Source organism: Alistipes sp. An116 (assembly GCF_002161005.1).
In the GTDB taxonomy this organism is placed as follows: Bacteria; Bacteroidota; Bacteroidia; order Bacteroidales; family Rikenellaceae; genus Alistipes; species Alistipes megaguti.
The window spans coordinates 77,519-102,084 of sequence record NZ_NFLR01000004.1; the positions used below are offsets into that span (position 1 = coordinate 77,519).

Genomic DNA, 24,566 nt, shown 5'->3' on the forward strand with positions numbered 1-24,566 from the left:
CACCCTAAAAACTGAACCGTATGAAATTCCGTTCATTATACAAGATTGCAGCCGTCTGCTGTGCGGCAGCCCTGTTTCTGACGGCCTGTTACAGCGACAAGGGCAACTACGACTATCACGACATCAACGAAGTGACAATCGAAGGTATCGACCGGGAAAATGTATACCAGGCCTATGCCTTTCAGACAACGCTGAAGATCTCCCCCGTCATCCACTCGACCATGAGCGAGGCGGACAACTACGAGTACACGTGGCGGATCATCCCTCGGAATGCCGACACGAACAGCGGAGCCTCGTTGGATGAGTTCATCGTCAGCCGCGAGAAGGATCTCGTATATCCCGTACAACTGTCCGATGGCGACTACACGGGATTCTTCGAGGTCAAAGACCCCGCGACGGGTGTCACCTGGATCGAGGACTTCTACCTGCACGTAACCAGCCAGGGCAGCAACGGATGGCTGGTCGCCTGCGATGATAACGGCCGGACCCGCCTGGACCTGATCGGCAAGGACAGCGAAGGGAAGGAGGACGTGCTCTATCCCGACCTGTGGAAAAACCTCGATTTCGATATGGGGTCGCCCAAAAGACTCTTCTTCGTAGGGGATAACTACGGTACTATCGGATTCCCCTTTCTGGCTACGGACAAGGGCAGTTTCGCCATCACCGGAAGCAACTTCCATATCGGCGAAGATACGGACCTGAAATGGTATTTCGGAACGGCCGGCGACCATATCCTGATTGAAAGCAGCGTCAATGACATATACACGGCATCACCCAATTACGTGGGATACTGGTGGGTCATCAACAACGAGGGCGAAATCTACAAAACCGAATGCTCCGACCAGGCGTTCTTCTCCTATCCCATCAATATGGTGAACGGGAAAACACCGTTCAGGGCCGCACCGTTTGTCGGAGTCTCCTACTCCTATGCATATACAGATCCGGAAACCTGGGGTTATAACTACGCCGCAATATTCTACGACTCGGATGGCAAACAATTTCTGACCAAATACGATTCCAGCAACTACCCTTCAGTAATGCAATGTACAGGCACTCAATTGTTCGACGTTGTTACCGGCAGGGACATGGTATTCATGGACTCCCATTACGATATCGATGAACTGGTTGTGGCTGTCTTGAAGGAACCGGCCAGCCCGGAATACTACCTCTACGGCATGATGCTGAAGCTTGCAGAAGTCGAACAGTTCTGCTATGGCAAAATCGAAGGGCCGGACATGGCAAACGCCAAATTCTTTGCTTTACACCCCAGTCTCAACGTGCTCTTCTACGCCACGGAAAACAAAGTATACCGGGTAGATATAGGCAATCAAACAACCATGAATGTCACCGAAGTTCTGGCCCTGGATCCCGGAGAAGAGATTGCCGTCTGCAAATTCAACAAGATGCTATATCTGAACGGGCCTGAAGGCATGAGTGACAACATGTACAAACTGGTCGTCTGTACGAACAAGAAGATGGCATCGCCTGATGATCCGAATGTCGGAACATTCCGGCTCTACGAGGTTCCGGAATTTGCAACCGACAAACTTACGCTCGCCGAGGAGATCGATGGACTGGGCAAGATCGTGGATGTCGTCTACAAAGAGTATGAAGAGTTGTAAGGGCCGGATCCATTCCAGAAAGATGTGCCAGAATCGGTCCGTTGCTGCTGGCTGCCGATAAAAGAGGCGGTTTTGAAGCATGAAGTCCTGTGCAGACCCGGATGTCGGGGCGAGATATTCGGCATCCGGGGCCGCACTGGACCTGGCGATCCAAAAACAAGTCAACAAAAAGAGAGTCTCCAACTGCAAAAAGGGACTCATTAAACATTCATTTTCAAAAAAACTGGAAAACATGTTGCCGAGAAACGTGAGAATGAAAAAAGGCATGAAGAAAGCAATGAAAAAAGCAATGAAAAAAGCAATGATGGCAGGAATCCTACTGACGGTCGGAGCTGCCTGCAACACGTCGGAGGGCTATCAAATCACCGGTACTCTGCCGGAGATTGAGAACGGCACCCAAATCGAATTGACCGGAATCGATACGAACGGTCAGGATTCCCTGCTGGTTGCCGGAGTCGTGACGGACGGGAATTTTGAAATTCCGGTGACCGGGCAATGCACCATGGCTTGTCTGCGCATCCCGGAAGTGCTGCCTCGTATTCCGTTTTTTTTCGAACCGGGCATCCATTCCTATAAACTCGAAGTCGATGCCGAAGGCTCGATGCAGGTGAAAGGCGGAGCGTTGCAGGAGATCTGGAACGCTTATTCCGCCCGGAACAAAGCCTTCGACCAAGAAAAAAAGAAGATCGAAACCGCTTACCGGGAGGCGGCAAAAAGAGACGATCTTTTCGGAAAAATGCATCACTGGGCAATCTATGAAGATCTCAAAACTGCTCAGGAACAATACGAAGACAGCCTGTTGCGCCAGAACGACAATATCGTAGCGGCAACCCTCGTATGGTTGCGCAGCCGTGAACTCGCCGCAGCACGCAAAATTGGCGAAAAGGTGGCGTTGTTGGGTCCGAATGCCTTACAGACACCTCCGGGACAGGCCGTCAAGCGAATGGCCGAAGCGATGAGCTGTACGGAAAACGGAAACATTGCTCCGGACTTCACCCAAAACGATCCCGATGGCAATCCCGTATCTCTTTATGGCATTCAGGCCAAAGTGAAGGTGCTCGATTTTTGGGCCTCGTGGTGTGGACCTTGCCGGGCCGAGACGCCCAATGTGCGACGCATCTACGACAAATACAAGGACAAAGGGCTGGAGATCATCAGCGTATCGCTGGACACGAAACGGGAAAACTGGCTGCAGACCATCGAAACCGACAAAATGGAGTGGATTCATACGTCTGATCTGAAGGGCTGGGACAATGCTGTAGCACGGATGTATGGGGTGCGGAGCGTTCCTGCAATCTACGTACTGGATGCCGAGAATCGGATTGTCGGACAAAACCTGCGCGGACAGAAACTGGAAGATACAATCCGAATGCTGCTGAACGAATAGGCCTTTCTCGCAACGGTGTCAGTTGGCTGGACGGAGGGAATCGGGGTACAGTTCGAATCCGGATTCATGTTCGATGTCAGAAGACGTTCTTGAAAAAGGACAAGCCCGAAAATGTCGTATCCCGAAATCTCAGGACGATCCCCTCGTCCTCGCACCATGTCAAAACGAAGAGTCTTTACCCGGACTCTTCGTTTTGCGTATATAACCATCCTTTTTGGAGACGCTCTTCTTGAAATAACGCTATTGGTTTAAGATGATGCGATTAAACGCATCAGTTCCAGTGAAGTTTATACACAGCCCTGCTATCCGCAAGGATTTATATTTCAGTGGTCTCAACTCAGGAATTCCCATCCATGACACCAAACAGCCATCCGTATCTGATCTCGCAGGATTGGAAATTCCCTTTATGCGTGGGAATAGTACGGACTTCCCTAGCCTTTGAAGGATACCGATATCTGCTTTAGCCGTTGGTTCTCTCCTCCAGTTTCTTAGGTCTCCTAATCTGATTTATATCTATGCCACTATGCTTAGATTTTCAGTTATATAATGAGGATCCCGTTACTCTGTAATCCTGAGCTACTGCCTCTGTAGATACTCCGTTTTTAAGTTCTTTGACAATATCCTTTTTATTTGTTCCTCTTTTGACAACGTTATCATTTTGTCTAATTCAGAACAGTCCGGTTTTTAGGAAAAGTTACAATATCGTGCTAATCCATATAACTTTTGCCTGACCACTTCAAACAATTGCTAGTCATATATTCATCAGTAGGATAAGGTCTGTCTAAATCATATTGCTTGATGAAAAATGATGGCATTCAAAGGCAATTTGTTTGGCACTCGATTTATCGCTTGATGGTATGTCGTCGGATGACGGGGCGTTCGGGGCGGACGGGGTAGCCCAGGCGGGTCATGAGCTCCACGTACCGTTGGCGGAACCAGGCGTGTGCGGGTTGGTGGTCGATGAGCAGCTGGAAGCCTCCGGGGCCGTTCGGGTCGCGTTGCAGGCGGATTTCGGTATTCGAGACGTCGAAGCGGTGCGAATACTCCGGAGTGCGGAGTTCGCCCGAGACGTAGAGGGGCTTCATGGCGATAATCTCGCGGGCGCCCGACTCCGGGATTCCCATGTCGCGGCAGTATTCGCCCCAGCTGAGGAGCGTCTGCGTGTCGGGCAGCCAGTGTTCGATGCGGTCGAGCTTTGCCTGCAGCTGCTGTTCGGCCTGCTCATGTCGGGCCTTCTCCTCGCGGTTGGCGCGGTTCAGTTTTCCGATCTGTTCGTGCAGGGCGGCGTTCTCCGCGTTGAGGCGGTCGATCTCCTGCTGCTGCCGCTTGACGCGGGAGGTGCCGATCATCGCCCCGATCCCCTCGACGATGTTCGATCCGACCTCCGCCGCGGCGTTTTTCAACCTGGCTCCCTTCAGCTCGCCCTTCACGCTCTTCAGCTCGGCCTCGGTGCGGTTCAGTTCGGCGCTCTTCTGCGCCTGGAGCGTGGCGGTCTGTTCGTATTCGGTGCGCACTTGCCGCTCCTGTTGTTTGAGCTGCTCGACGGCCTTCCGCTTCTGCTCTTCGAGACGGAGCAGTGCGTCGATGTTCTCCTGCAGATCCTGCTGCTGGGCGATGGCCTGGCGGTAGAACTCCTGCGTGGTGATGTGGCGCGCCTCCGAACCGTCGATGCCGCGCTCCAGTCCGTATTTGGACATCGCCGCAGCGTAGCTGTCCTGATACTGCTTGAGACGGACGCGCGACATGACATCATCGGCGCAGAGGCGGGGCCGGGCGGCGGATTTCGTGCGGTAGTGCCGTTTGCCGGGTGTTTCGGATGCGGCGGTGCGGGCCTTGCGGCGCTCGCCCGTGACGATCGGCACCACGGCGGCGTGGATATGCGGGGTCGATTCGTCGCGGTGCACGACGGCCGAGACGACGTTCTCCGCCCCGAAGGTTTCGCGCAGCCAGGCGAGGTTGTCGGCGCACCATTCCGGAAGCCGCCCCTCCTCCTCGATGCGCTTCATCGCGTCGTGCGAACCGGTCAGCATGACGCGGATCACCCGCACCTGGTTCGTTCCGATCTTGCGCGTGAGGCCGGCGTGTTCGAGTCGGTAGTTGATCGCCTCCGTACGGTCGGCTACCTCCTCGGGGAACTCGACGAGCTCCTCGTTGAGGCAGGTGCGTTCGGGCGAAGCGTTGGCGGGTATTTTCGTGCGGGCGATGTGGGCGGTCATGGCAGCCTCGTTGCCCGGGGCTTTGTCGAGATGCAGGACGGTATATCCCATGGTACGGTCGTTTTTCGGAGGGTTGTGTGGTTGAAGAAGGGACCGCCTCGGCGGTCGGCGTGCGCAGCACGACAGGGGGTGTCCAGAGGGCTTGACCCTTTGGCCTATTGGGGCTTTTTCAGCGTCGGCGGGCCGATGCGTCGGAAAAAGCCCTAATAGGCTATGGCTTTTTCCTTGGGGGAAAAGCCGCGGGCGCGAAGCGGCCGATGGGTGGGCGACGGTTCCGGTGTCATTCCGGGTGACGTTACAACTTGCGGCCGCGACGACGCGGCATGCGGGAAACCTTCGCGGACGGTCGGAGCGATTCGTTCAGATCCTTGTGGGCACGGTAGCTCTCCGCACGGTCGATGACGGTCGCATCGGGCAGGGCGTTGCGCAGCCGTTCGAGGGCGAGACGCCCCGCCTCGTCGTTGTCGAGGAAGGTGTGGATCGTCGCGTGGCGTGTGAGAAAAGGAAAGGCGCGGGGAAGGTTGACCACGGAGTTGAGTACGGCGGTATCGACGGTCGGTGTCGGCTCGTGCTGCAACGTCAGGTAGGAGAGCAGGTCGAAGAAGCCCTCGAAGAGCAGCGCCGTGTCGCCGTGCCGGTCGAAGGTCGTGATGGATTTCGGGGTGCTGCTCCCCTTGAACTGCGGGCTGCGCAGCTCCCAGCCTCCGGCATCGTTGCGGAAGCCGATGGCGAAGAAGCGCCGCTCGCCGACGGCGTAGTGGACCTCGCGGCACAGCGCTCCGGCCACGGCGGGGTCGATGCCGCGCTCGCGCAGATAGCCGATCAATGCCGGATGGCGAATCTCCCCGACGCCGAGAATCCGCAGCGGGGAGTCTTCGCGCGGCGAGGCGGTCGGGAGGGGCTGGAAGGGAACTTCGTCTGCGGATCCTTTGCACAGGCTCCGAATGGCTTCTGCCATGCCGCACCCTTCGAGGCGCATGACCAGCTGAAGAAGCGTGCCCCCTTCACCCAGCCCGAAGTCGTACCAGAGCCCCTTGTCGTAGCGGACGCTGAAACTGGGGGTGTGCTCCTCGCGTAGCGGTGAGAGGAACATGCCATGGGTGGCGGTTTCGTGGTGGGGGTGCAGTCCCCGGCGGAGGAGATACTCCCGGATGCCGATGCAATCTGTTGTCGTCTTCATGGCTATCGGTTTTTGATGGGGACAATCCGGTGCAGTGCCGCTTCGACATCGCTGTCGCGGAACAGCACGCGCCCGCCGATCTTGTGGGCGCGGATCCGCCCGCGGTTCACCCAGTCGTTGAGCGTCACGAGCGAGATGCGCAGGCGGCGGGCCGTTTCGCGGCGGGTCAGATAGTTCGGTGTCTCGGCGGAGGGTTCGGGGTGGAGCTGCCGCAACTCGTCGCGCAGCGATTTGCGAATCATCTCCGAGAGCTGGTCGGCGGTCATGCCGCTCAGAAAGATTTCTTTGGTCATAAGATTCGAATTTGGTTGATGACGCAAAGAAAGGCTTTCCGAACCCCTCCCGAAAACGGCGAATGGCGTTACAAATCAGCGCCAACCGATGCCAACTGGTGCCACACCGAAGACTCTCTGCCGCCCGTTTCCGGATTTTGGCATTCGGTTGCTTCGGTTGGCACTGCCGTGTAATAGGATTCTGTTCGGGGCGAAAAAAAAGAGGGCGGCGGGTGCCGTCCTTGTTGGTGATGTGGATTTTCGAGCCTATCGGAACCGTTCCAATACCTCCCGAACGGCATTGGCTGCAAAGAGGATGTCGCCGCTGCTTGAGATCTGAACGCGGCACGGCTCCAGCCATCCGTTCGCAATCCACCGGTCGAGTGTCGGACGTGCGACGCCCAGCGCCTCGGCAAGCTCCTTTTTGTTGAAGAGCCGGCTGCCGTTTGCCATCAGATAGCGCTCGCTCTTGTGTACGCCCAGCCAGTAGTCGAAGCGGCGCAGGATTGCGTCGGCATCCTTCAGCTTCGGCTCATACTGTTCGTAAGCCCAGACGTGCAGGCTCGACGGATCGAATCCGGCAAACTCCGGCCGCTGGTGCAACTCCCGGACGAGCGTCTCGAAGCACTCCAGCTCGGAGGCCCGGATCGTTATTTTTCGACGGCGCGGCATGGCTACATATCTTCCAGCGTCAGGCAGCGCTGCTCGATCTCATATTTCGGGAGCACCTTCTCCTTGAGGTGCTGCACCTTCTCGGCAAAGACTTCGGGCTTGAATTCCTTGCGCTGACGCTTGACCTCGACGGCCACGGCCCTGTTCTTCTCCAGCCGCAGGGCGACGATGTCGATCTCGTATTGCTCCTTGCCCCGCTTGGCTTCCCAGTAGGAGCCAAGGTCACGGTATTCATGGCTTTCGATGAATTGCTGCTTGAAGTAGGTTTCGAGCGTTCGGCCCGAGTAGGTCGTGTAGTCGGCCGCAATTATCTTCTCCAGCACCTCGAACTGGTTCATCTCAACCAGCGTCCGGTTGCCTTCGAAGTAGCGGAACCAGAAGCGGAGGAAGAGGTCGGCAATCTCATAACGTACGGTCTGCGTCCCCTCTTTTGAGAGGATGGGGCGCATCTTCTTCGTAATTCCGTAGGTCTCTTCCAGCTTTTTCAGCTGCCCGCCGATACTTTTCTCGCCCAGCGCCGCGGCAATCTCCGACTGGGTGTTGATGCCGTTCGATATGGCGTCGAGAATCGAGAAGTAGGTGCCGTACTGTTTGCCGAATTCGTCAATCAACAGCGTCTTGCCCTCGTCCTTGAAGGGCGAATCGGGGTCGCATACCGCATGGATGATCTTTTTGACCGACAGGGCCTTTGCATCCACCAGCAGCTCCACATACTTCGGAATGCCGCCCGTAACGGTATAGAGAGCCAGCAGGTCGTCGTTCGTGTAGCCGGGGGCGTGCTCCGCGAGGATCTGCTTCAGCACCGGCAATGCGAACGGCGTGAGTTTCATGATGACATCCGCCCGTCCGAACAGCGGTTCGTGGTAGTTCTGGAAGATCTTGACCATCAGCGAATAGATCGAGCCGCTGACGATGAAGTTCACATGGGTCTTCAGTCGGTATTGATCCCAGACGTTCTGCACGTCGCTGTAGACCGACGGGTTGATGTTGAAGAACTCCTGGAATTCATCCACAACCAGCGTGAATCGGCGGTTCTCTCCCTGCTGCATCAGGAAGGTGAAGACATCCTGAAAACTCGTCATGGGCGGTACGAAGAGCTCCAGTTTTGCCGCAATCTCCTTGCAGTAGCCCGCGCAGAGCGATGCCTCGTTCTTGCGCCCGACGAAGAGGTAGACCAGCGGTTCGTCCTCCATGGCCCGGAGAATCAACGATGTCTTGCCAATCCGGCGGCGGCCCGTCAGAACGGTCAGTCGCGAATGGTCTTCGTATGACAAGGTGCGGATTTCGCGCAGCTTGGCTGTTTCCGTCTCGCGGTTGTAGAATTTCATAATCCGAGCTGTTTTGTTATGGCTGTAAATTTTACCGCCGTAACAAAGTTAAAAAACAATTGGCAAATCTCCAAATTTTCACTCACTTGCCTGCTTCCCGCTGAAATAGGGGTGGCTCATCAGCTCCAGAGCGGTCTGCTCCTCGGTGATCTTGATGTACTTCATGAACTCCCGTTCGGTCTTGTGGCCCGTAACCTTCATGATGGCGATGGTCGGGATCCCCGCCAGATACATGTTCGTTGCGCCGCTGCGGCGTGCCGTGTGGGTCTTCACCAGGTCGCACTTCTCGACCAGCCGGCTCTTCTTCTCGCCATTTTCGATGTAGGAGACCTCAACCTTCTCCGTGATGCCCGCCTCGCGCGCAATCTCCTTGATGAGGTGGTTCACCTTCTGCTCGTAGGTTCTCGGCAGCCGGTTGTCGTACTTCTCCAGAATGGCCTGCAGCTCGGGCCGGACCGGAATGACGACGTGGTTGCCGGTCTTCTGCTGCTTGAGGTCGATGACCTGCTGTCCGTTCTCCAGCGTGCGGATGTTGCCTTCGTTGATGGTCGAGTAGTCGCTGAAGCGCTGCGCCGTGTAGCACCCCACCAGGAAGATGTCGCGGGCAACATCCTTGTGCCGGTTTTTCGAGAGGTCGAGCGCGGCGATGGCCCGGATCTCCGACTCCGTCAGGTAGATGTTCTCCACGTCGGCCGTCAGCACGCGGAACTTGCGGCTCTCGATCGCCCCGTTGTCGTGCAGCCCCTCCTCGCGGGCCGCGCGCATGATGATCTTCAGCTCCTTGACGTGGCGTCCGATCGTATTGACGGAGTAGTTCTTGGCGGTGAACCAGGCGACGAAGTCGTCGTAGAACTTCAGGTCGATGTCGGCAAAGTCGAACTGCTTGCGTTTGGCTTTGCAGTACTCGTCGAACTGCACGACGAACCCCTTGTAGTTCTTGATGGTCGAGGGGCCGTAGCGAAGTTTGTGGATGTTCAGCCGGGTGCCCTCCTCCATTTCGCGCGTGAAGCGGGCGATGTAGTCGCCGAGCGATTCGCGGCTGCGGACACGGTGCCCGGTGGTGAGACTGCGCGGGTGGTGGAAGCTGTAGATGATCTTCTCCAGCCGCGTCTTCGTCATTGCGTGCTCGGGATCCTTGGCAATCTCTCCGAGGATGTGGCTGCGCAGTTCGGAGAGGTTCTTGGTCAGCTCGCGCCCCTGCTGTTCGGTGAAATCGTCGGTAAAGGTGAAGCGGCTTTTGACTGTCTGCCGCTTGTTGTCCCAGGCATCTGTCAACACCATATATTGGCTGTCGACGTAGAACTGGTTGCCACGGCCAACCGTGAAGAGAATTTGGATTTTGACCAGTTTGTTTTTCTGGGTCGAGCGGATGCGATAGCAGAATGAAGCCATAGGTCAGGAGGTTTTGTCTGCTGCAAATGTAATCATTTTTGTCATACATTTGTCATACATCGGCCGAATTTTCGAAAACTTTCAGACCTCACAGTTGATGAAAAACGGCTGTAAAATATTGATATATAGATAAAATAAAATTAAAATCGGTAAAATTCGATTCAAATTCATGGCGTCCGCTTCAGACCTCAAAGAAGGCTTCTAATCAGCTAATTATTAGCGATTAAGAGGCCTTCTTTCATTTACGGGGGCGCAGATAGGGGCGCAAGCGGTCCGAATTTTCAATATACAGTCAATCACTGCACTATTGAATAATCGAGGCTTGAAAGGATTTTCGGCCTCTTATTCACGGAACAGTTCATAGACCATCCTCCCGAATTTCCGCCGCCCACTAATAACTGACAAGGCCAGCGACCGATCATCGCTCCGCTATTATCCCCGATTCCCCGGCATCGCTTGAATAGCAGCAATAGCAGCCGGACTTATTCCCGATCCAATCGCATTGCCGGTTTCGCCGACATTCTGTTTCAACGGAAAAAGCGCCGATATCCAAGCATTATTGACGGGGGGGGGATAGGCGCGTATTCGCCCGACGGGAGCGGAATCCGGAAATCGGTCCCGCCATAAGAATAATCGAGACAGGTCGAATTCGGCCGAACAGCGGCACGCCGAACTCCCCGGTCAATCGGTCGAACAGGATTTCGGGTTTCGCCTATTAGAGTATCTTCGTAATAACTAATTTACTTCTCGTTATTATAAGCTATCCATTATCTACCCTTTTAGGTATAGCTTACTTATTCCTCTTATTATTAGAGGCAGGGCGGCCGATAAAGAGCTCCCGGAGGGTTTCAGGCAGGTTCAGTGCGGGATCGTGCTTACTTATTCTTACGAGATTCCGCCCGAGGTCGATTCGGAACTGACGGCTTCCGTAATCTCCCGTATCGTAGCGGTCGATCACGCGGATTAAATCCTTCCGAACTTTATAGCGTGCGGATTTCAATCCCTTAACCGTTCGTGAACGACACGTTTCCCGGCATCTTTCAAGATATTCCGTATATCCGTATTCGTTCAGTCCTTCGGCGATTTGACGCTCTTTCGGGGTCATTCGCTCCGTAATTCCGATTCGTTCGAACAGCACGAAATTCCGGGCTTCGCGTGCCAGAAACCGGTAGAGTTCTCCGTATCGGGCTACGAGGTCGGAGACGGTACGGATATCGAGGCCGTTTTGAGAAAGGGCCTGACGGTCGGCGAGTTTGAATTCATACCGCGGGAAGAAGTAACCGTGCCGGGCCAGCACCTCAAAAATCTCCTCTTGACGGAAACGCTTCCGAAGCAGCATCCTGGCAACAATCTCGGCGGTTTTATCGTAGAGCATCACCTTCTTATAACCTACGCCGCGGGTTCGATCTCCGAAGTAGAGGGTTTCATTCTTAATCGAGTTTCGCGGGCGGGTCTTATATCCGGCTATCAGACCGAATAACCGCTGACACGAGATTCGCGTGCGTAGATTCAGCCCGGCCTCGACCTGGGTAACACGGCCGCGGCTCAATTCTTCGTAGGAGATCTTCAAGCGTTCGGCCAACAGCTTAAAGGCGTGAAGAAGCGTTTCGGAGGTAAAGTCGAGCAGGGACGCTCTTCCATAATACCACTTCCGGAGGCTATTTACGATATAGAGAGTTCCCGACCGTTTCGCCAAAATCAAGGCAAGCGGGTGCGGAGTGGTCAAGGAGAGGCCTTTCAGTCGATATATCGCGATATTACCGTTCTCCTTGACACGCTCGCAGTTCTCAAAGGAGCCCGAAAATCCTTCCAAACGAATCGTTAAATTATCTATCATAACACAAATAGCTTTTCTGCAAAGATAACGATTCTATACCTCTTATTTTCTATTTCTCAACCGTTTAGGAGAAAAATCGGGCTCCTCCGCTTACAGAATCCCTATGAATAGCTGGTTTTCGAGGCCTATTATATTTTCTTATATAAAACCGGAAAACCATTAACTATTCGCGCGATTATATTTTGGGAAGAGAGGCGCAAACGGGCAGCGGGCATTATACCTCTTTCAAATCCGCTTCCGATACGTTCATATAATCGTTATCCTCATCCATCTCCTTTCGGGCCATCCTTTTCTGGGTTTCCATCCACTCCCACTCTTCAAACCTCTTTTCGAGCGTCTTACCCAGGGCCGCCAACCCGATAATGGCAACTATCGGCGAGAAGAAAATCGCGATCAGCAGCCATTCGGCTACCGAGCGGCCGTAGTTTTTAGCCATTCGGCAGACAATACTTATACAAACGAGTATCCCAATGATACACCAAGCGATAAAAAAGCCTCCGAAGAGATCAACCAAAGCGAAGTAGTTCATCGTTTTATAAAAATTAGTTTATAGAGATTAGTCGGTTCTTTTATACGTCCCGAAGCCCTTTCCCGGAAACTATTCGGGCGGTCGCAGCGAGATCGGAAATATCCTATTCTTTCAGCGCTTTTATGACAGCATCGAATCCGTCATCCGCGCAATTATTCGGTGAAAGATAGGGCCGTCGGTAATTATTCAGGAGCACCAGATTCGAATAGTTCTCCAACCCTTCAACGGCAGCAAACCATCTTTTTTTACTTCGGCAAATCACGATCAGCACCCCCTTATTCATCAGATACCGAACCAGCTTTACGGCAAACTCCTGGGTGGGGAGCAGCCCCGATTCCGAGTGAATCCGCCGTTTCCCGATATCCTTATATTTTTTAGAGTGATACCCAAGGTATTGAATAATCGTCAGGTAGTTCGGAGCATCGGGGCATCTATTCAGCACCTCGTTAAGCAGTTTATTCCAATAGCTGGTATCAATGGCACGCAGCGTTTTATTTTTAGTCGGGAAGGGACGCCCTTTCAACAACATCGCTTCGGCCTTCTGTTGCAGGAAAAACTGCCGGTCTTCGGGGTTCATTTCTTTCAACGTGCCATCGTTCCCGAGTTGCTTATCAGTGCGCTCTACCCACCCGGGATTCAGTGTCAGAAGGGCCACTTTCGCGTTAAAGAAACGACCATGCACCGGTTCGGGAACCCCTTCGAGCCGGATTTTATGCAGTTCGTCGGCCGTTTCGTTAAAGGCTTCGATCGCGGTCCGGTCGCCGCTGCAAACGAGAACATCCGGAGATCCGCGGTAATCGCTATCCTTCAATTTTTCAGCCAGTTCGAGCCAAGGGTTCTCCTTCAATAAGATCTCTTTCGTTTCCATAGTAAAAGGTTTTATAGTCAGGTTCCCAAAGATTAGAAATTCACGGCCTCGCTCCACACCCAAAGCCATCGCTTTCTCCATCATCCTTTTTTCGCCTTCGTAGTCGATCCGCACCGTCCAAGCACGGTTCGCCGCACCGTCCCATCGGAAAAACTCCTCCAGCCGTTCGTGTAACTCGGCGGAGAGCAGAGCCGCCAACCGCCGCTCGGGAAGAGCAACGCCTCTCCATAGAAAATCATTCAACACGGAGATCGCACGGCCCGTCCGCAGGTAGCTGATATAATACGCCAACGAGAAGGGAACCCGGTCGGCGTAATCGGGGTGACTCGCTTTATAGCGGGTCAAAACGGCCTCCAAATCCCCACCGTAGTGAATATACAAGGCCAGGTCCCGCAGTTTCTCCTCCCAGCCGATCCGTCCGAACTCACTGCACAAATCGTCCCAATAGGCCCGTCGCGCGATCCTATCGTCATCAATTTCCCGCTTCTCGACGTCCGGTATCGTCGGATCGCCAACGGGTTCCGGAGCCGAGGCCGATTCTTCCCGGTATTTTTTAACGGTCAGGTCGTCCTCGCTGACGGAAGCGGCCTTCATCCAATCCCGCAGCCACCTCGACTTTTCGGCCTCGTCCCACGTTTCGAAATCGTCCCCCGTTACTTCGTATCTCGACAGGTAGTGGCGGAAATCTTCCTCCAGCCGTGCCATCCGACTCCCTTCGGCAGCGGCATACCGCAGTTTCGGCGGCAACTCCTCGATCCACATCGTCGAACGGATCGCCTCCCGGAATCGCTTCGTCTCGATCGTATCCAGCAGGGGAAATTCTCCCCGGAAAGGGATCAGCCGGGAGGGAACTTCCCGGTCTATAAACCATCGGGCCATTCCACCGGCCACGGAACACATCCGGTTCCTCGTCGAAAGTTCACTCTTTTTCATCATTCGATCCCGATTACAGTCTCTTTCCGGCAAAATTATCAGTCGCTTCCGCCAACTCCCGGCGCAAGGTCCGCCTATTTTTGCCATCGAACCATTCCTGCCCAACGCCCGAACCGGCAGGGGATTAAACAAAGAAAGCGTGGCGCTGAAGGCTTATTTCATACGGCAGGTTCTGGAATACCCGAATACTAAAATAAGCAACAGCCCACGCCCTTTTTCAAGGACACGGGAATAATCGCGCTTATTCTCGTATTCGTAAGAATTTTCCAGATTCGCCGTAGAGAATAAACTTACGCTTTCGCGTTTATCGATATGTCATAGACAAAAGTACGAAGATTTCGCGGATTTCCAACAAAAAAGGCTTCGATCCCAAGTCGTCGAAGCCTTTTTCTCTGATTATTTCATCTTTCACAAAGACTCATCCGTCGTATCGTTTTGACATCTCATCCACGATCTTTTTCACCTCTTCCCGAAACCACGCGGGCTGCAGTACCTCCACGTCGGCACCGTGCGAGAGCAGTTCCATCCGGAAGTCATAGGTCGGGGCCAGCCGGTATTCGAACACCGAATATTCCGCGGTCCGTTCAATCTCCCGCTGGGTAGGATGCAGTGGCAGGGCCCGAACATAGTTCGCCTGCTTCCCATAGACCCGAATTTCAATCCGTTCGGCGGATTGCCCCGGAATCCGGATAATTCCGAAGGCGTCGGCATAGAACTCCGCGCAATCAAAATCCAAGGGGATTTCAGCCTCTTTCGCCGTCGGAGTTATATCAACTACCCGATCGAGGGCGAACGCATAAATTCCGCCCATCTCCACGCTTTCGGCGATCAGATACCAGCGCCGTCGAAAGGCCTTCAACCCGTAAGGTTCAACCTCGTAGCGCTTTTCCCGCTTTTCATCGTAGGTATGACGATAGATGATTTCCAGGCATCGGTTCTCTTTCATCACCCGGAGAACGGTCGTCAGGTAGGTGTAGCCCGAGGGAATCGGTTCCAATGCGATCCGTCGGCGCAGGCGTTTACTATTTACCAAGAGATCGTTTACAGCGAAGGTTTCCAACAACCAGCGTCGCAGATCGTCCCGTTCGAGATCATCGCCGTATTCGATAAAGTATTCGTTCGTCCGGCGGTCGCAGGCAATATTGACATCGAAGAGCGTTTCGACGGCTTTCCGGTGATTCTCGAAGGTCTTTCGAGGAAGTTCCTCTCCGCCCGACCATTCGTTCCGGAGCCAGCGGCGGCGGATTTCATCCAGCGTGATTCTTCCCGCGGAATAGATCGTCTCCAGGAGCCACAGGTAACGGCGCAGCAGCGTCGCCGTATTATTCGTCAAGGCATTCATCGTCCAAAGGTTTTCGACAAAGATAAAAACAGCTTCCGCCAGAACTCGGCGGAAGCTTCGACCTATTTCTTTTTTTTCGTCCGGTGTACGATCTTCTTTATATCAATCAAGTGGTTTTTCTCCGCCGATTCAAGAGCCAATTGCTTGCTCCATTTCATATAGCGTTCAGACATCGTTACGCTCGAGTGTCCCAAATAGTTCTTAATCGTATAGGTATCCGCACCCTCCGCTGCAGTTAAGGTCGCAAAGGTTCTTCGGGAGGCGTGATAAGTCAGGTTCTTATCTATCCCTGCCATTTTCGCCAGCTTTTTCAACGTCGGATTTACCGTCGACGCCGATGAAATTCGGAACATTCGGTTTTCACGTTCGACCTGACTTAAAGGGATTCCGTCATCATCGGCGGCAATCCATTCGATCATTCTTTCGCCGAAGGTCGATAGAGGGATATGAACTTCGCGGTTCCGTTTCCACGGCTTATCCCCCTTTTTAGGAATCAAGTGTACGATAATCGTTTCTTGCGTTACGTCCAGCGCGCCCCAGGTTATACAAAGCGCATCACTCAATCGGATTCCTACGGCACAAGAAAACAGGAACATGACCAATACCCGGAACTCGGTCGATCCGATTTCGGCATCGAGTCCCAAAAGCTGGTACATCCTTTTCAGTTCGTCATATTCGAGGAACGTATCGTTTTCGGCAGCTTTGGGAACCTCGCATTCACGGGTCCGGTACGGATTCTTTATCGGAATACCTCGACGTTCAATATCAAGAACAATCGTCCGGACGTGCTTCAACCGGTTCGCTCTCGTTCCCAAAACATCTCCAAGGCCGTGTTCACGACCCCGCTTTATCAAAAAGCGTTCGAAATCATTGATAAACTTCGCGTCAATATCCTTTATCCGGATTTTTTCGCGAAACTCTTTCAAGGCTCGCCGGGTCGTATCATACCCCTTTTCCGTCGAGCGGGTCATCTTTCCGGCCTGTCTCCGCTCCAAGACGTATTTATCGAAATATTCGTAGAATGACGCATCGCCCGGATCTTTCGGCTCTTCATTCGCTACAATCTCGCGCAGGCACGTTTTCGTCAACTTTTCGCCATTTACCAGAACATTATATATCCGGGTTCTAATTCGCGTCAACTCCTTCTCGATAATCAGTTTCAGCGCGTCGTCGATCGGTTCCTTCGTCTTATCATCCCACTCTTCGGGCAATAAGTCGATACCCATCGGATATTTCGGCTCTTCGCCATCAATTCGAGGGAATCGGATATATAACGGCATTCGGCCGTTCTTTTTCCGTTTATCGCTCCGAAGATATAAAGTCGGGGTCGGCAGTTTAATCATTTCGGTAGAATTTTCTCACAAGATAGCTTTTTTATCCTTTTCTACCAGAGAACGTTTTGATATTCTTCGCCGATTCCTTGGCTATCGAGAGGTCGTATTTCAGATAGCGCTGGGTCATATTCACGGACTTATGACCCAAATACTTCGAAATCGTATATATATCCACTTTATCCAGCACTAACAGCGTAGCAAAGGTGTGGCGGGATGAATGGTAGGTTACGTGCTTATCGATTCCGGCCCGTTTCACGTGTTCACGAAGCGTTCGATTTACGGTCGGTTCGGTATAGGGATAGAAGATTTTATCACCGCTTCCCAACAAACGCCCGTTTTCGGATTTTTCTTCCAATATCTCCCGCGCCATCGGGAAAAGCGGGGTTATCACCTCGGATTTCGTCTTAATCATCCGCTTTTTTATCAATCCGTTCGAAAAATCCACGTCTTTCCAACATAAGTCGCGCACGTCGGAGAAGCGGAGACCGCAGAAGCACGAGAATTGATACATTTTCAAAATCCGGTACTCTTTCGTATCTCTCGCAAACTTATCGGAGTAGTCGATCAAATGCAGGAGTTCGTCTTTCTCCAAATAGACCTCTTTTACCGCGAAATTCGGCATCTTGAACCACTTATACGGGTTTTCAACCGGGATATTCCGTTTAAGCATATCGAGAATCACCGTCCGCAGGTTTTTATGCTTCGGGTTCCGACCTCCGGCCGAATTCCCGTTTACTTCGCGCATATAGTTATCAAAATCTTCGATAAACGGGAGCGAAATATCGGAGATGCGGAGCTCCGATCGAAACGCTTTCAAGACGTGAAAGGTCGTCATATAGACCCGGATCGTTTCGGGATTCAAGCCCTCTTTTCGTTTTCGTTCTACAAAGTCGAGGTAATAGTCGTAGAATGATCTATTTTCGGGTTTCACACGCCGTTTCCCGTCATAGAACTCTTTTACCAGATCCATCGACAACTCCGTACCGTCGGCCAACAGCCGATTGATATAGAGATCGAGCTCCATAATTTTCCGGTTCAACTGGATAGCGAGGGTTTTATCCTTCGGTTCCATCCGTTTAGCATCCCAGCGACCGTCCCATACCTCCAAGCCCGTCGGAATTTTCGTACTTCGGTCTCCGACTCTTATTCGCAGGTAAATCGGATACTTTCCGTTCCGTTTCAAGGGCTTATCATTTCGGATACATTTACAAATCGAGTAGTTCGCCATTTAAATCCCCAAAACAAGTGTAATATTCAGGGACTAAATAAGTTACAAAATATCTGATTATAAAGAATTTACAATAAATAATTATCTTTTCCTTAAAAAAGACAAGCAGAAGGCCAATCGAGGAGATATAGACCGATTTAAGATTCGGGGGCGCAAATAGGGGCGCACCGGTATAAATGGCCCTATTTTTCAGTGTATCTTTACTTTACAATAGTTCTTATATTCAATTATTCAACAGGGTAAAATATCGTAAATATCATATAATCAACGAATAGTGAGCTTCGCTTCAGACCTCAGATTTCTGAGATTTCCGTTGTAAATCAATAGTTTACGATGGCAATTTTTCTTTTATACACATATACACGCTAATCTCACAATTTATCGGAGAATCTGGCCGTCATCGACGAACACAACCTCTTCCTGGCCGACGGGCAGGGGATGTTCCGCCCCGACACCGAGACCGGCGTGCTGACGCTGGTCAAGGGGGGCTACCACTTCGGCAACCAGGGGCAGACGATCGAGACCGTTGTGGCGACGCGCGGCATGACGCTCATCGGTGACCGCCTCTACTGCGCCGGAGGCGGTTTCTGGGTCGAGACCCGGCTCTTCGAATTCACGAAGCGCCGCGACGAGGTGACGAGTTCGCTGCCCCTTTCGGGGGAGTTCATCAGCGGCATCTGTCGCACGGGCGACCACGAGATCGTGGTGGGCACCTGTGGCCGCACGGGCGAGACGAAGAGCTGCCTGACCTTCGTCGATACGGAGACGATGACCCAGACGCGCAAGAAGTCGATCAATGCCGACATTTCGGCCGATCTGATGACCTCGTCGGGCATCATGCGGGCGGGCGACTACCTCTGCTTTGCGGCCGGGACACTGACCGTGAGCCGCGTGTCGCTCACGACGTGGCAGGTCGAGGAGTATACACGTCCAGGACGACGTCCCCGAAGCCCGCTATCGGACCTGCAACGTGGTGGCTGATCCGGAGCGGATGCTGCTCTGCGTCTCGGTTTCGCCGATCTGAACGAGGCGCGCACGGCCAATGGCAACCTCCTGGTCTACGACTGCAGCGGCGACAGGCCACGCCCTTCCCCGACGGGGGGATAGGCGTGGCTTTTTCGTATGCAGGCCTGCCGGCGTCTACTCTTCGACGCGCTTGCGGGGATGGATCATCTGCTCGGGGCTGAGCACCTTGTCGAGCTCCTCCTGGCTCATCAGCTTGTGCTCGAGCACCAGTTCGTAGATACCCTTGCCGGTCTGGAGGGCCTCCTTGGCCAGCATGCTCGAGGTCTCGTAGCCCAGATAGGGGTTCAGGGCCGTGACTACCCCGATGCTGCCGTGGACCATGCGGCGGCAGACCTCCTCGTTGGCCGTGATGCCGACGATGCACTTCTCGCGCAGGGTGTCGATGGCGTGGATGAGCATCTCGATGCTCTCGAAGAGGACATAGACGATGATCGGCTCCATGACGTTCAGTTCGAGTTGTCCGGCCTCGGCGGCGAAGGTCACGGTCAGGTCGTTGCCGATGACGCGGAAGGCCACCTGATTGACCACCTCGGGAATGACGGGATTGACCTTACCGGGCATGATCGACGATCCGGGCTGACGTGGCGGGAGGTTGATCTCGTTCAGACCGCAGCGCGGGCCGGACGAGAGCAGCCGCAGGTCGTTGCAGATCTTCGAGAGCTTGACGGCCAGCCGCTTCAGAGCCGAGGAGTTCATGATGAAGGCGCCGGTGTCGCTCGTCGCCTCGACGAGGTTCGACGATTCGCGCAGCGGCAGTCCGGTGATCTGGCAGAGGTGTTTCGTGCAGAGGGCGGCATAGTCCGGGTCTGCATTGATGCCCGTACCGATGGCCGTGGCGCCCATGTTGATCTCGTAGAAGAGGTGCATGTTCGATTCGAGACGGTCGATCTCCTCGGTCAGCGTGGCGGCATAGGCCTCGAACTCCTGCCCGAGGGTCATCGGGACGGCATCCTGCAGTTGCGTGCGGCCCATCTTGATGACGCCGGCAAACTCTGCGCCCTTGGCGTGGAAGGCGTCGATCAGCCGGCGGAGCGCCTCGACGAGCTTCTCGATGCTGCGCACCGTGGCGATGCGTACCGAGGTGGGATAGGCGTCGTTGGTCGACTGCGAGAGGTTGACGTGGTTGTTCGGATGGCAGTATTGGTACTCGCCCTTGGTGTGGCCCAGCAGTTCGAGGGCGCGGTTGGCGATTACCTCGTTGGCATTCATGTTGGTGGATGTTCCGGCGCCGCCCTGCACCATGTCGACGACGAACTGTTCGCGGAGTTTGCCCTCGCGCAGCTCCTCGCAGGCGCGGACGATGGCCTCGGCGATCTGCGGATCGAGCAGCCCCAGGTCCCGGTTGGCCCGTGCGGCCCCCTCCTTGACCTCGGCCAGGGCGCGGATCAGTTCGGGGAAGAAGTTGAGCCGTACGCGGCTGATGTGGAAATTGTCCGCGGCCCGCATGGTCTGGATGCCGAAATAGTATTCGACGGGGATCTCCATTTCGCCCAGCAGGTCGTGTTCGCGCCGGGTCTTGCCCGACAACTTGATGTTCACGATGTCCATGATCGTTGTGTTTATGTCGAAAAAACGAAATCGAGCTTTCAGCAAATATACATCAAGTCGGGTAACAAAACAATGCCCGGCGCCGATTTTCAATCAACGGTTCATTTGTCCCGGGAAGCGGTTTCCGCCGGCTCTCCGGCAATGTCCGGCGGAGTGTTCCGGTGCCGGCGGCGGAACTCCAGCGGCGTCATGTCGTGGAAGCGCCGGAAGAGATACCCGCTGCAGGTGTCGATCGTGAAGCAGTGGACCGTGTCGGGCGGGATCAGAAAGAGCGAATGCGCCTCATGGCGGCATTGCCGTACGCGACACCTCTACGCCTTTCTCTGCACGCTGCCCTTCTCGTACGACGATCTGATGGCCACCCGATGGGAGGCCCTGAAGGAACGTGTGCTGCTGGGCATTCTCTTCATCGTCGTCTGTGCGACCTTCATCAGTTACATGCTGATCGTCGTCGGACAGAAGAACCTGTGTCCGACCGTGGCCGGCATGTACAACTACATCCAGCCGCTGGTGGCGTGCATCGTCACCGTCAGCCTGGGGCTCGATACGTTCAACCTGACCAAGGGGCTGGCCGTCTGTCTGCTCTTCGGCGGGGTCTACCTGGTGTCGGTCAGCAAGAGCCGTGCGGGGCTCGAACGCGATGCACAGGCTATGGTTCGGGAAGAGGCTGGGGATCGGGAATGATCTCGCGGCTCGGAGCGACGCCGTAGGTTGTCTTGTAGAGCTTCGAGAAGTGGGAGAGGTTGCGGAACCCCACGTCGAAACAGATCTCCGAGATCTTGCGGCCTCCCTTGCGGATCAGGTCGCGGGCGGCTTCGAGGCGTCGGGCGAGGATCCACTTCTGGGGAGTGAGTTCGCTCACCTTGGCGAAGTCGCGTTTGAAGGTGGCCAGCGAACGGCCCGTGTAGGCGGCGATCTGACCCATCGATAGATCGTACATGTAGTTCTCGTTCAGATAGTCGAGGATGTTGATCTTCCAGGGTTCGACGAAATCGAAGAGTGAGGCGTAGAGAGCCGGATCGGTTTCGAGAAGGAGGTGGACACCCTGGGCCATTCTCTGTTTGAGTTTCTCTTCCGAAGGTTTGGTTTCCGCTTTGAAACAGGGTTGGATCGACTCGAAGAAATTCCGGATATCGGGTCTTTGGGCGGGCAGGATCCGCAGACTGGTTTTGTCGCGGCGGGATTCGGCGGGGATCTGCGAGGGGTCGAGCGTGAGGTAGAATTCGCGCAGGAAACTCCGCGTGAATCTCAGGGCGATGGAGTGATAGGGGTGTTGGGGGTTGGCGTGTTTCCAAAGCCGGATACGGTTGTCCCGACGGATGAAGGCGCACTCCCCGGTGCGAAGAGGCGTTCTGTGTCCGCGTTCTTCGATTTCGAGCAATCCCGAACAGAGATAGATCAGCGTGTGCTCGTTATTCTCGTGGGCGCAACTGCAATCATCCGAAAAGTAGCTTGCGATCCATACGTTCGAATCCTTGAAAACGTCGAGTCGTTCCATCCTGGGCTCTTTTTTACAAAAATAGAGAGCCGGAATGAGAAACATTTTGTTTAGAGGCTCTTTTTCAAAAAATGGCTGATCTTTTGACTCTTCCGACAGGTGGTTTCCGGAAGTTTCTTCCGTGCGCCGACTCCTCTTCTCGAGGGCGCGGAGAGGGTGTCAGCCGTTGCGGCGCATCGAGAGCGAGATTCGCCCGCGGAGGGTGTCAACCCCCGTGACGCGCACTTCGACCTGCTGTCCCAGCCGGACGACATCGGCCGGCGAGGCGACGTAGCGGTTGGCCAGCTGCGAGACATGAACCAGTCCGTCCTGCTTGACCCCCACGTCGACGAAGGCTCCGAAGGCGGTGATGTTCGTGACGATGCCGGGCAGCACCATTCCGGGGCGCAGGTCGTCGATCGAGTGGACGTCCGGGGCGAATGCGAAGCCGTGAAGCGGCTGACGGGGATCGAGCCCGCGTTTGTCCAGCGCCTCGAGGATGTCGCGCACGGTGGGCAGCCCGACGCGCTCGTCGACATACCGTTCGGGCTCGATTCCCTCGCGCAGCGAACGATCCTCCAGCAGGCGTTCGACACTGACGCCCCGGTCTTTGGCCATGCGTTCGACGATGCGGTACGATTCGGGGTGCACGGCGCTGTTGTCGAGCGGATTCTCGCTGCCGACCACCCGCAGGAACCCGGCCGCCTGTTCGAAGGCCCGGGCTCCGAGCCTCGGCACCTGCAGCAGCGCCCGCCGTGTGGGGAAGTCGCCGTGGACGGCGCGGTAGGCGACGATCTTCTCGGCCAGCGCCGGTCCCAGCCCCGATACGTAGGTGAGGATGTGTTTCGAGGCCGTGTTGATGTTGATCCCGACGCTGTTGACGCAGCTTTCGACGACGGCCTGCAGTCGGTTGCGGAGTTTCGTCTGGTCGACGCTGTGCTGATACTGCCCCACGCCGATCGACTTGGGATCGATCTTGACCAGCTCCGACAGCGGGTCGATCAGCCGTCGTCCGATGCTGATGGCGCCGCGCACCGTGACGTCCTGATCCGGGAACTCCTCGCGGGCCGTGGCCGAAGCGGAGTAGACCGAGGCGCCGTCCTCGCTCACGGCGAAGACCTCAACCCCTTCGATCCCGAGTTCGCGCACCAGTTGGAGCGTTTCGCGGCCGGCCGTTCCGTCGCCCACGGCGAAGGCCTCCGTGTGGTAGCGTCGGGCCAGTGTGCGGAGCGTCGCGGCGGCCTCTTCGCGGCGGTTCTGCGGCGGATGGGGGAAGATTGCCGTGTGGTGGAGCAGGTTGCCCTGCGAGTCGAGAACGACCACCTTGCAGCCGGTGCGGAAACCCGGATCGAGGGCGATCACGCGCTTCTGCCCCAGGGGCGAAGCCAGCAGCAGCTGGCGCAGATTCTCGGCGAAGATCCGGATTGCCTCGTCGTCGGCGCGCTCCTTGGCCGCGGTGAGCTGTTCGGTCTCGAGCGAGGGGCGGATCAGCCGCTTGAACGCATCGGCGACGGCCGCCTCCATCCATCGGCGGGTGGTTGATCCCTGCCGGATGAAGCGGCGGCACAGCTCTCCGGTGCAGCGCTCCGCATCGACCTCGATCCCGACACGCAGAAAGCCCTCCTCCTCGCCGCGGCGCATGGCCAGATAGCGGTGCGAGGCGATGCTGCGCAGGGGGGCCGAGGCGTCGAAGTAGTCCGCATACTTGACACCGGCCTCCTCCTTGCCGCGTACGACCCGCGAACGGATCACCCCTTCGCGGGCGAAGATCCGCCGCAGGGCGGCCCGGGCGTGGTCGTCCTCGGCCATGCGTTCGGCCGCGATGTCACAGGCCCCGGCCAGGGCCTCCTCCACGGTCGGCACCTCGGCCGTGACAAATCGCCGGGCTTCGCGTTCGAGCGACGGGGTGCGCTGTCCCTGGAGCAGGTCGGCCAGCGGTTCGAGCCCCCGTTCGCGGGCGATCGTGGCCCGCGTGCGGCGTTTGGGGCGGTACGGGAGATAGAGATCCTCGAGCGGAGCGGCCTCCCAGCACTCCTCGATCCGGCGGCACAGTTCGTCGGTCAGGGCACCCTGGCTCTGGATCGTCTCGAGAATGGTGCGTTTGCGGGCTTCGAGTTCGGTGAGGCGTTCGAGCTGCTCCCGGATGGCGGCCACCTGCACCTCGTCGAGCGAGCCGGTGGCCTCCTTGCGGTAGCGGCTGATGAAGGGGATGGAGGCCCCTTCGCGCAGCAGGCGGACGGCCCCTTCGACCCGGGGCAGGGCGATTTGCAACTGACGGGAGATGATCTCCTCAAGGGTGGTTTGCGGCATGATTGGCGTTTTTGAGGGGATAAAGATAGCGTTTTTTGCGGGTTCGTCGCCTCCTTTTTCGTATA

The 24,566-nt window shown here is 55.4% G+C and carries 19 protein-coding genes; 4 read left to right on the forward strand and 15 right to left on the reverse strand.

Features of this window, described 5'->3' with window-relative positions; translation table 11 throughout:
* Nucleotides 1-20: 20 nt before the first annotated feature.
* Both B5E60_RS03900 and B5E60_RS03905 read left to right on the forward strand, forming a co-directional pair.
* Nucleotides 21-1,622 (forward strand): PKD-like family lipoprotein, encoded by a 1,602-nt coding sequence (locus B5E60_RS03900; RefSeq protein ID WP_087309580.1) that lies wholly within the window; start codon nucleotides 21-23, stop codon nucleotides 1,620-1,622.
* Nucleotides 1,623-1,701: 79 nt separating this feature from the next.
* Nucleotides 1,702-3,009, forward strand: coding sequence for a TlpA disulfide reductase family protein (locus B5E60_RS03905; protein WP_087309581.1), 1,308 nt, complete (start codon nucleotides 1,702-1,704; stop codon nucleotides 3,007-3,009).
* 842 nt (nucleotides 3,010-3,851) lie between these two features.
* On the opposite strand, the gene mobV is transcribed toward B5E60_RS03905, so the two are convergent.
* The 12 genes from mobV to B5E60_RS03965 all read right to left on the reverse strand — a co-directional run bounded on the left by mobV (nucleotide 3,852) and on the right by B5E60_RS03965 (nucleotide 18,140).
* Entirely contained in the window at nucleotides 3,852-5,276 is a 1,425-nt protein-coding gene (gene mobV, locus B5E60_RS03910) for a MobV family relaxase (protein WP_087309582.1), read from the reverse strand.
* A 244-nt stretch (nucleotides 5,277-5,520) separates the two neighbouring features.
* The gene (locus tag B5E60_RS03915; RefSeq protein ID WP_204246440.1) at nucleotides 5,521-6,405 is read right to left on the reverse strand and encodes a toprim domain-containing protein; all 885 of its coding nucleotides are present in this window, start codon (nucleotides 6,403-6,405) and stop codon (nucleotides 5,521-5,523) included.
* A 2-nt stretch (nucleotides 6,406-6,407) separates the two neighbouring features.
* Nucleotides 6,408-6,698 carry a helix-turn-helix domain-containing protein gene (locus B5E60_RS03920; protein ID WP_087309583.1) on the reverse strand — a complete coding sequence of 97 codons (291 nt, stop codon included), beginning with the start codon at nucleotides 6,696-6,698 and terminating at the stop codon, nucleotides 6,408-6,410.
* A gap of 246 nt (nucleotides 6,699-6,944) precedes the next feature.
* Entirely contained in the window at nucleotides 6,945-7,349 is a 405-nt protein-coding gene (locus B5E60_RS03925) for a hypothetical protein (protein WP_087309584.1), read from the reverse strand.
* Nucleotides 7,350-7,351: 2 nt separating this feature from the next.
* The gene (locus tag B5E60_RS03930; protein ID WP_087309585.1) at nucleotides 7,352-8,677 is read right to left on the reverse strand and encodes an ATP-binding protein; all 1,326 of its coding nucleotides are present in this window, start codon (nucleotides 8,675-8,677) and stop codon (nucleotides 7,352-7,354) included.
* Nucleotides 8,678-8,755: 78 nt separating this feature from the next.
* Nucleotides 8,756-10,069 (reverse strand): site-specific integrase, encoded by a 1,314-nt coding sequence (locus tag B5E60_RS03935; RefSeq protein WP_087309586.1) that lies wholly within the window; start codon nucleotides 10,067-10,069, stop codon nucleotides 8,756-8,758.
* A gap of 790 nt (nucleotides 10,070-10,859) precedes the next feature.
* On the reverse strand, nucleotides 10,860-11,906 hold the full coding sequence (locus B5E60_RS03940) for a hypothetical protein (protein WP_087309587.1): 1,047 nt from the start codon (nucleotides 11,904-11,906) through the stop codon (nucleotides 10,860-10,862).
* 214 nt (nucleotides 11,907-12,120) lie between these two features.
* Complete coding sequence (locus tag B5E60_RS03945; protein ID WP_087309588.1) at nucleotides 12,121-12,435, reverse strand: hypothetical protein; 315 nt, start codon at nucleotides 12,433-12,435, stop codon at nucleotides 12,121-12,123.
* A 103-nt stretch (nucleotides 12,436-12,538) separates the two neighbouring features.
* Entirely contained in the window at nucleotides 12,539-14,236 is a 1,698-nt protein-coding gene (locus B5E60_RS03950; protein WP_143260650.1) for a hypothetical protein, read from the reverse strand.
* Nucleotides 14,237-14,654: 418 nt separating this feature from the next.
* Nucleotides 14,655-15,578 carry a helix-turn-helix transcriptional regulator gene (locus B5E60_RS03955; RefSeq protein WP_087309590.1) on the reverse strand — a complete coding sequence of 308 codons (924 nt, stop codon included), beginning with the start codon at nucleotides 15,576-15,578 and terminating at the stop codon, nucleotides 14,655-14,657.
* 62 nt (nucleotides 15,579-15,640) lie between these two features.
* Nucleotides 15,641-16,921, reverse strand: coding sequence for a site-specific integrase (locus B5E60_RS03960; protein WP_087309591.1), 1,281 nt, complete (start codon nucleotides 16,919-16,921; stop codon nucleotides 15,641-15,643).
* Nucleotides 16,922-16,952: 31 nt separating this feature from the next.
* On the reverse strand, nucleotides 16,953-18,140 hold the full coding sequence (locus tag B5E60_RS03965; RefSeq protein WP_087309592.1) for a site-specific integrase: 1,188 nt from the start codon (nucleotides 18,138-18,140) through the stop codon (nucleotides 16,953-16,955).
* A 438-nt stretch (nucleotides 18,141-18,578) separates the two neighbouring features.
* Between B5E60_RS03965 and B5E60_RS03970 the strand changes: the two genes are divergently transcribed.
* Nucleotides 18,579-19,121 carry a hypothetical protein gene (locus tag B5E60_RS03970; protein ID WP_087309593.1) on the forward strand — a complete coding sequence of 181 codons (543 nt, stop codon included), beginning with the start codon at nucleotides 18,579-18,581 and terminating at the stop codon, nucleotides 19,119-19,121.
* Between the two features lie 159 nt (nucleotides 19,122-19,280).
* On the opposite strand, the gene aspA is transcribed toward B5E60_RS03970, so the two are convergent.
* A complete protein-coding gene (aspA, locus tag B5E60_RS03975) occupies nucleotides 19,281-20,714 on the reverse strand; it encodes an aspartate ammonia-lyase (protein WP_087309594.1) in 1,434 nt (477 codons plus the stop codon).
* A 189-nt stretch (nucleotides 20,715-20,903) separates the two neighbouring features.
* Between aspA and B5E60_RS03980 the strand changes: the two genes are divergently transcribed.
* Nucleotides 20,904-21,398: a DMT family transporter gene (locus B5E60_RS03980; RefSeq protein WP_239403221.1), complete on the forward strand. Its 495-nt coding sequence runs from the start codon at nucleotides 20,904-20,906 to the stop codon at nucleotides 21,396-21,398.
* Here the strand turns inward: B5E60_RS03980 and B5E60_RS03985 are convergent.
* Nucleotides 21,364-22,212, reverse strand: a complete 849-nt coding sequence (locus tag B5E60_RS03985; protein WP_087309596.1) for a helix-turn-helix transcriptional regulator — start codon at nucleotides 22,210-22,212, stop codon at nucleotides 21,364-21,366. The genes B5E60_RS03980 and B5E60_RS03985 overlap by 35 nt on opposite strands.
* Nucleotides 22,213-22,371: 159 nt before the next feature.
* On the reverse strand, nucleotides 22,372-24,501 hold the full coding sequence (locus tag B5E60_RS03990; RefSeq protein ID WP_087309597.1) for a Tex family protein: 2,130 nt from the start codon (nucleotides 24,499-24,501) through the stop codon (nucleotides 22,372-22,374).
* Nucleotides 24,502-24,566 lie beyond the last annotated feature (65 nt).

Excerpts from the sequence above, each read along its gene's own strand:
- B5E60_RS03900 (WP_087309580.1), top strand. The coding sequence starts at position 21 with ATGAAATTCCGTTCATTATACAAGATTGCAGCCGTCTGCTGTGCGGCA.
- B5E60_RS03905 (WP_087309581.1), top strand. The coding sequence starts at position 1,702 with ATGAAGTCCTGTGCAGACCCGGATGTCGGGGCGAGATATTCGGCATCC.
- mobV (WP_087309582.1), bottom strand. The coding sequence starts at position 5,276 with ATGGGATATACCGTCCTGCATCTCGACAAAGCCCCGGGCAACGAGGCT.
- B5E60_RS03915 (WP_204246440.1), bottom strand. The coding sequence starts at position 6,405 with ATGAAGACGACAACAGATTGCATCGGCATCCGGGAGTATCTCCTCCGC.
- B5E60_RS03920 (WP_087309583.1), bottom strand. The coding sequence starts at position 6,698 with ATGACCAAAGAAATCTTTCTGAGCGGCATGACCGCCGACCAGCTCTCG.
- B5E60_RS03925 (WP_087309584.1), bottom strand. The coding sequence starts at position 7,349 with ATGCCGCGCCGTCGAAAAATAACGATCCGGGCCTCCGAGCTGGAGTGC.
- B5E60_RS03930 (WP_087309585.1), bottom strand. The coding sequence starts at position 8,677 with ATGAAATTCTACAACCGCGAGACGGAAACAGCCAAGCTGCGCGAAATC.
- B5E60_RS03935 (WP_087309586.1), bottom strand. The coding sequence starts at position 10,069 with ATGGCTTCATTCTGCTATCGCATCCGCTCGACCCAGAAAAACAAACTG.
- B5E60_RS03940 (WP_087309587.1), bottom strand. The coding sequence starts at position 11,906 with ATGATAGATAATTTAACGATTCGTTTGGAAGGATTTTCGGGCTCCTTT.
- B5E60_RS03945 (WP_087309588.1), bottom strand. The coding sequence starts at position 12,435 with ATGAACTACTTCGCTTTGGTTGATCTCTTCGGAGGCTTTTTTATCGCT.
- B5E60_RS03950 (WP_143260650.1), bottom strand. The coding sequence starts at position 14,236 with ATGAAAAAGAGTGAACTTTCGACGAGGAACCGGATGTGTTCCGTGGCC.
- B5E60_RS03955 (WP_087309590.1), bottom strand. The coding sequence starts at position 15,578 with ATGAATGCCTTGACGAATAATACGGCGACGCTGCTGCGCCGTTACCTG.
- B5E60_RS03960 (WP_087309591.1), bottom strand. The coding sequence starts at position 16,921 with ATGATTAAACTGCCGACCCCGACTTTATATCTTCGGAGCGATAAACGG.
- B5E60_RS03965 (WP_087309592.1), bottom strand. The coding sequence starts at position 18,140 with ATGGCGAACTACTCGATTTGTAAATGTATCCGAAATGATAAGCCCTTG.
- B5E60_RS03970 (WP_087309593.1), top strand. The coding sequence starts at position 18,579 with ATGTTCCGCCCCGACACCGAGACCGGCGTGCTGACGCTGGTCAAGGGG.
- aspA (WP_087309594.1), bottom strand. The coding sequence starts at position 20,714 with ATGGACATCGTGAACATCAAGTTGTCGGGCAAGACCCGGCGCGAACAC.
- B5E60_RS03980 (WP_239403221.1), top strand. The coding sequence starts at position 20,904 with ATGTCGTGGAAGCGCCGGAAGAGATACCCGCTGCAGGTGTCGATCGTG.
- B5E60_RS03985 (WP_087309596.1), bottom strand. The coding sequence starts at position 22,212 with ATGGAACGACTCGACGTTTTCAAGGATTCGAACGTATGGATCGCAAGC.
- B5E60_RS03990 (WP_087309597.1), bottom strand. The coding sequence starts at position 24,501 with ATGCCGCAAACCACCCTTGAGGAGATCATCTCCCGTCAGTTGCAAATC.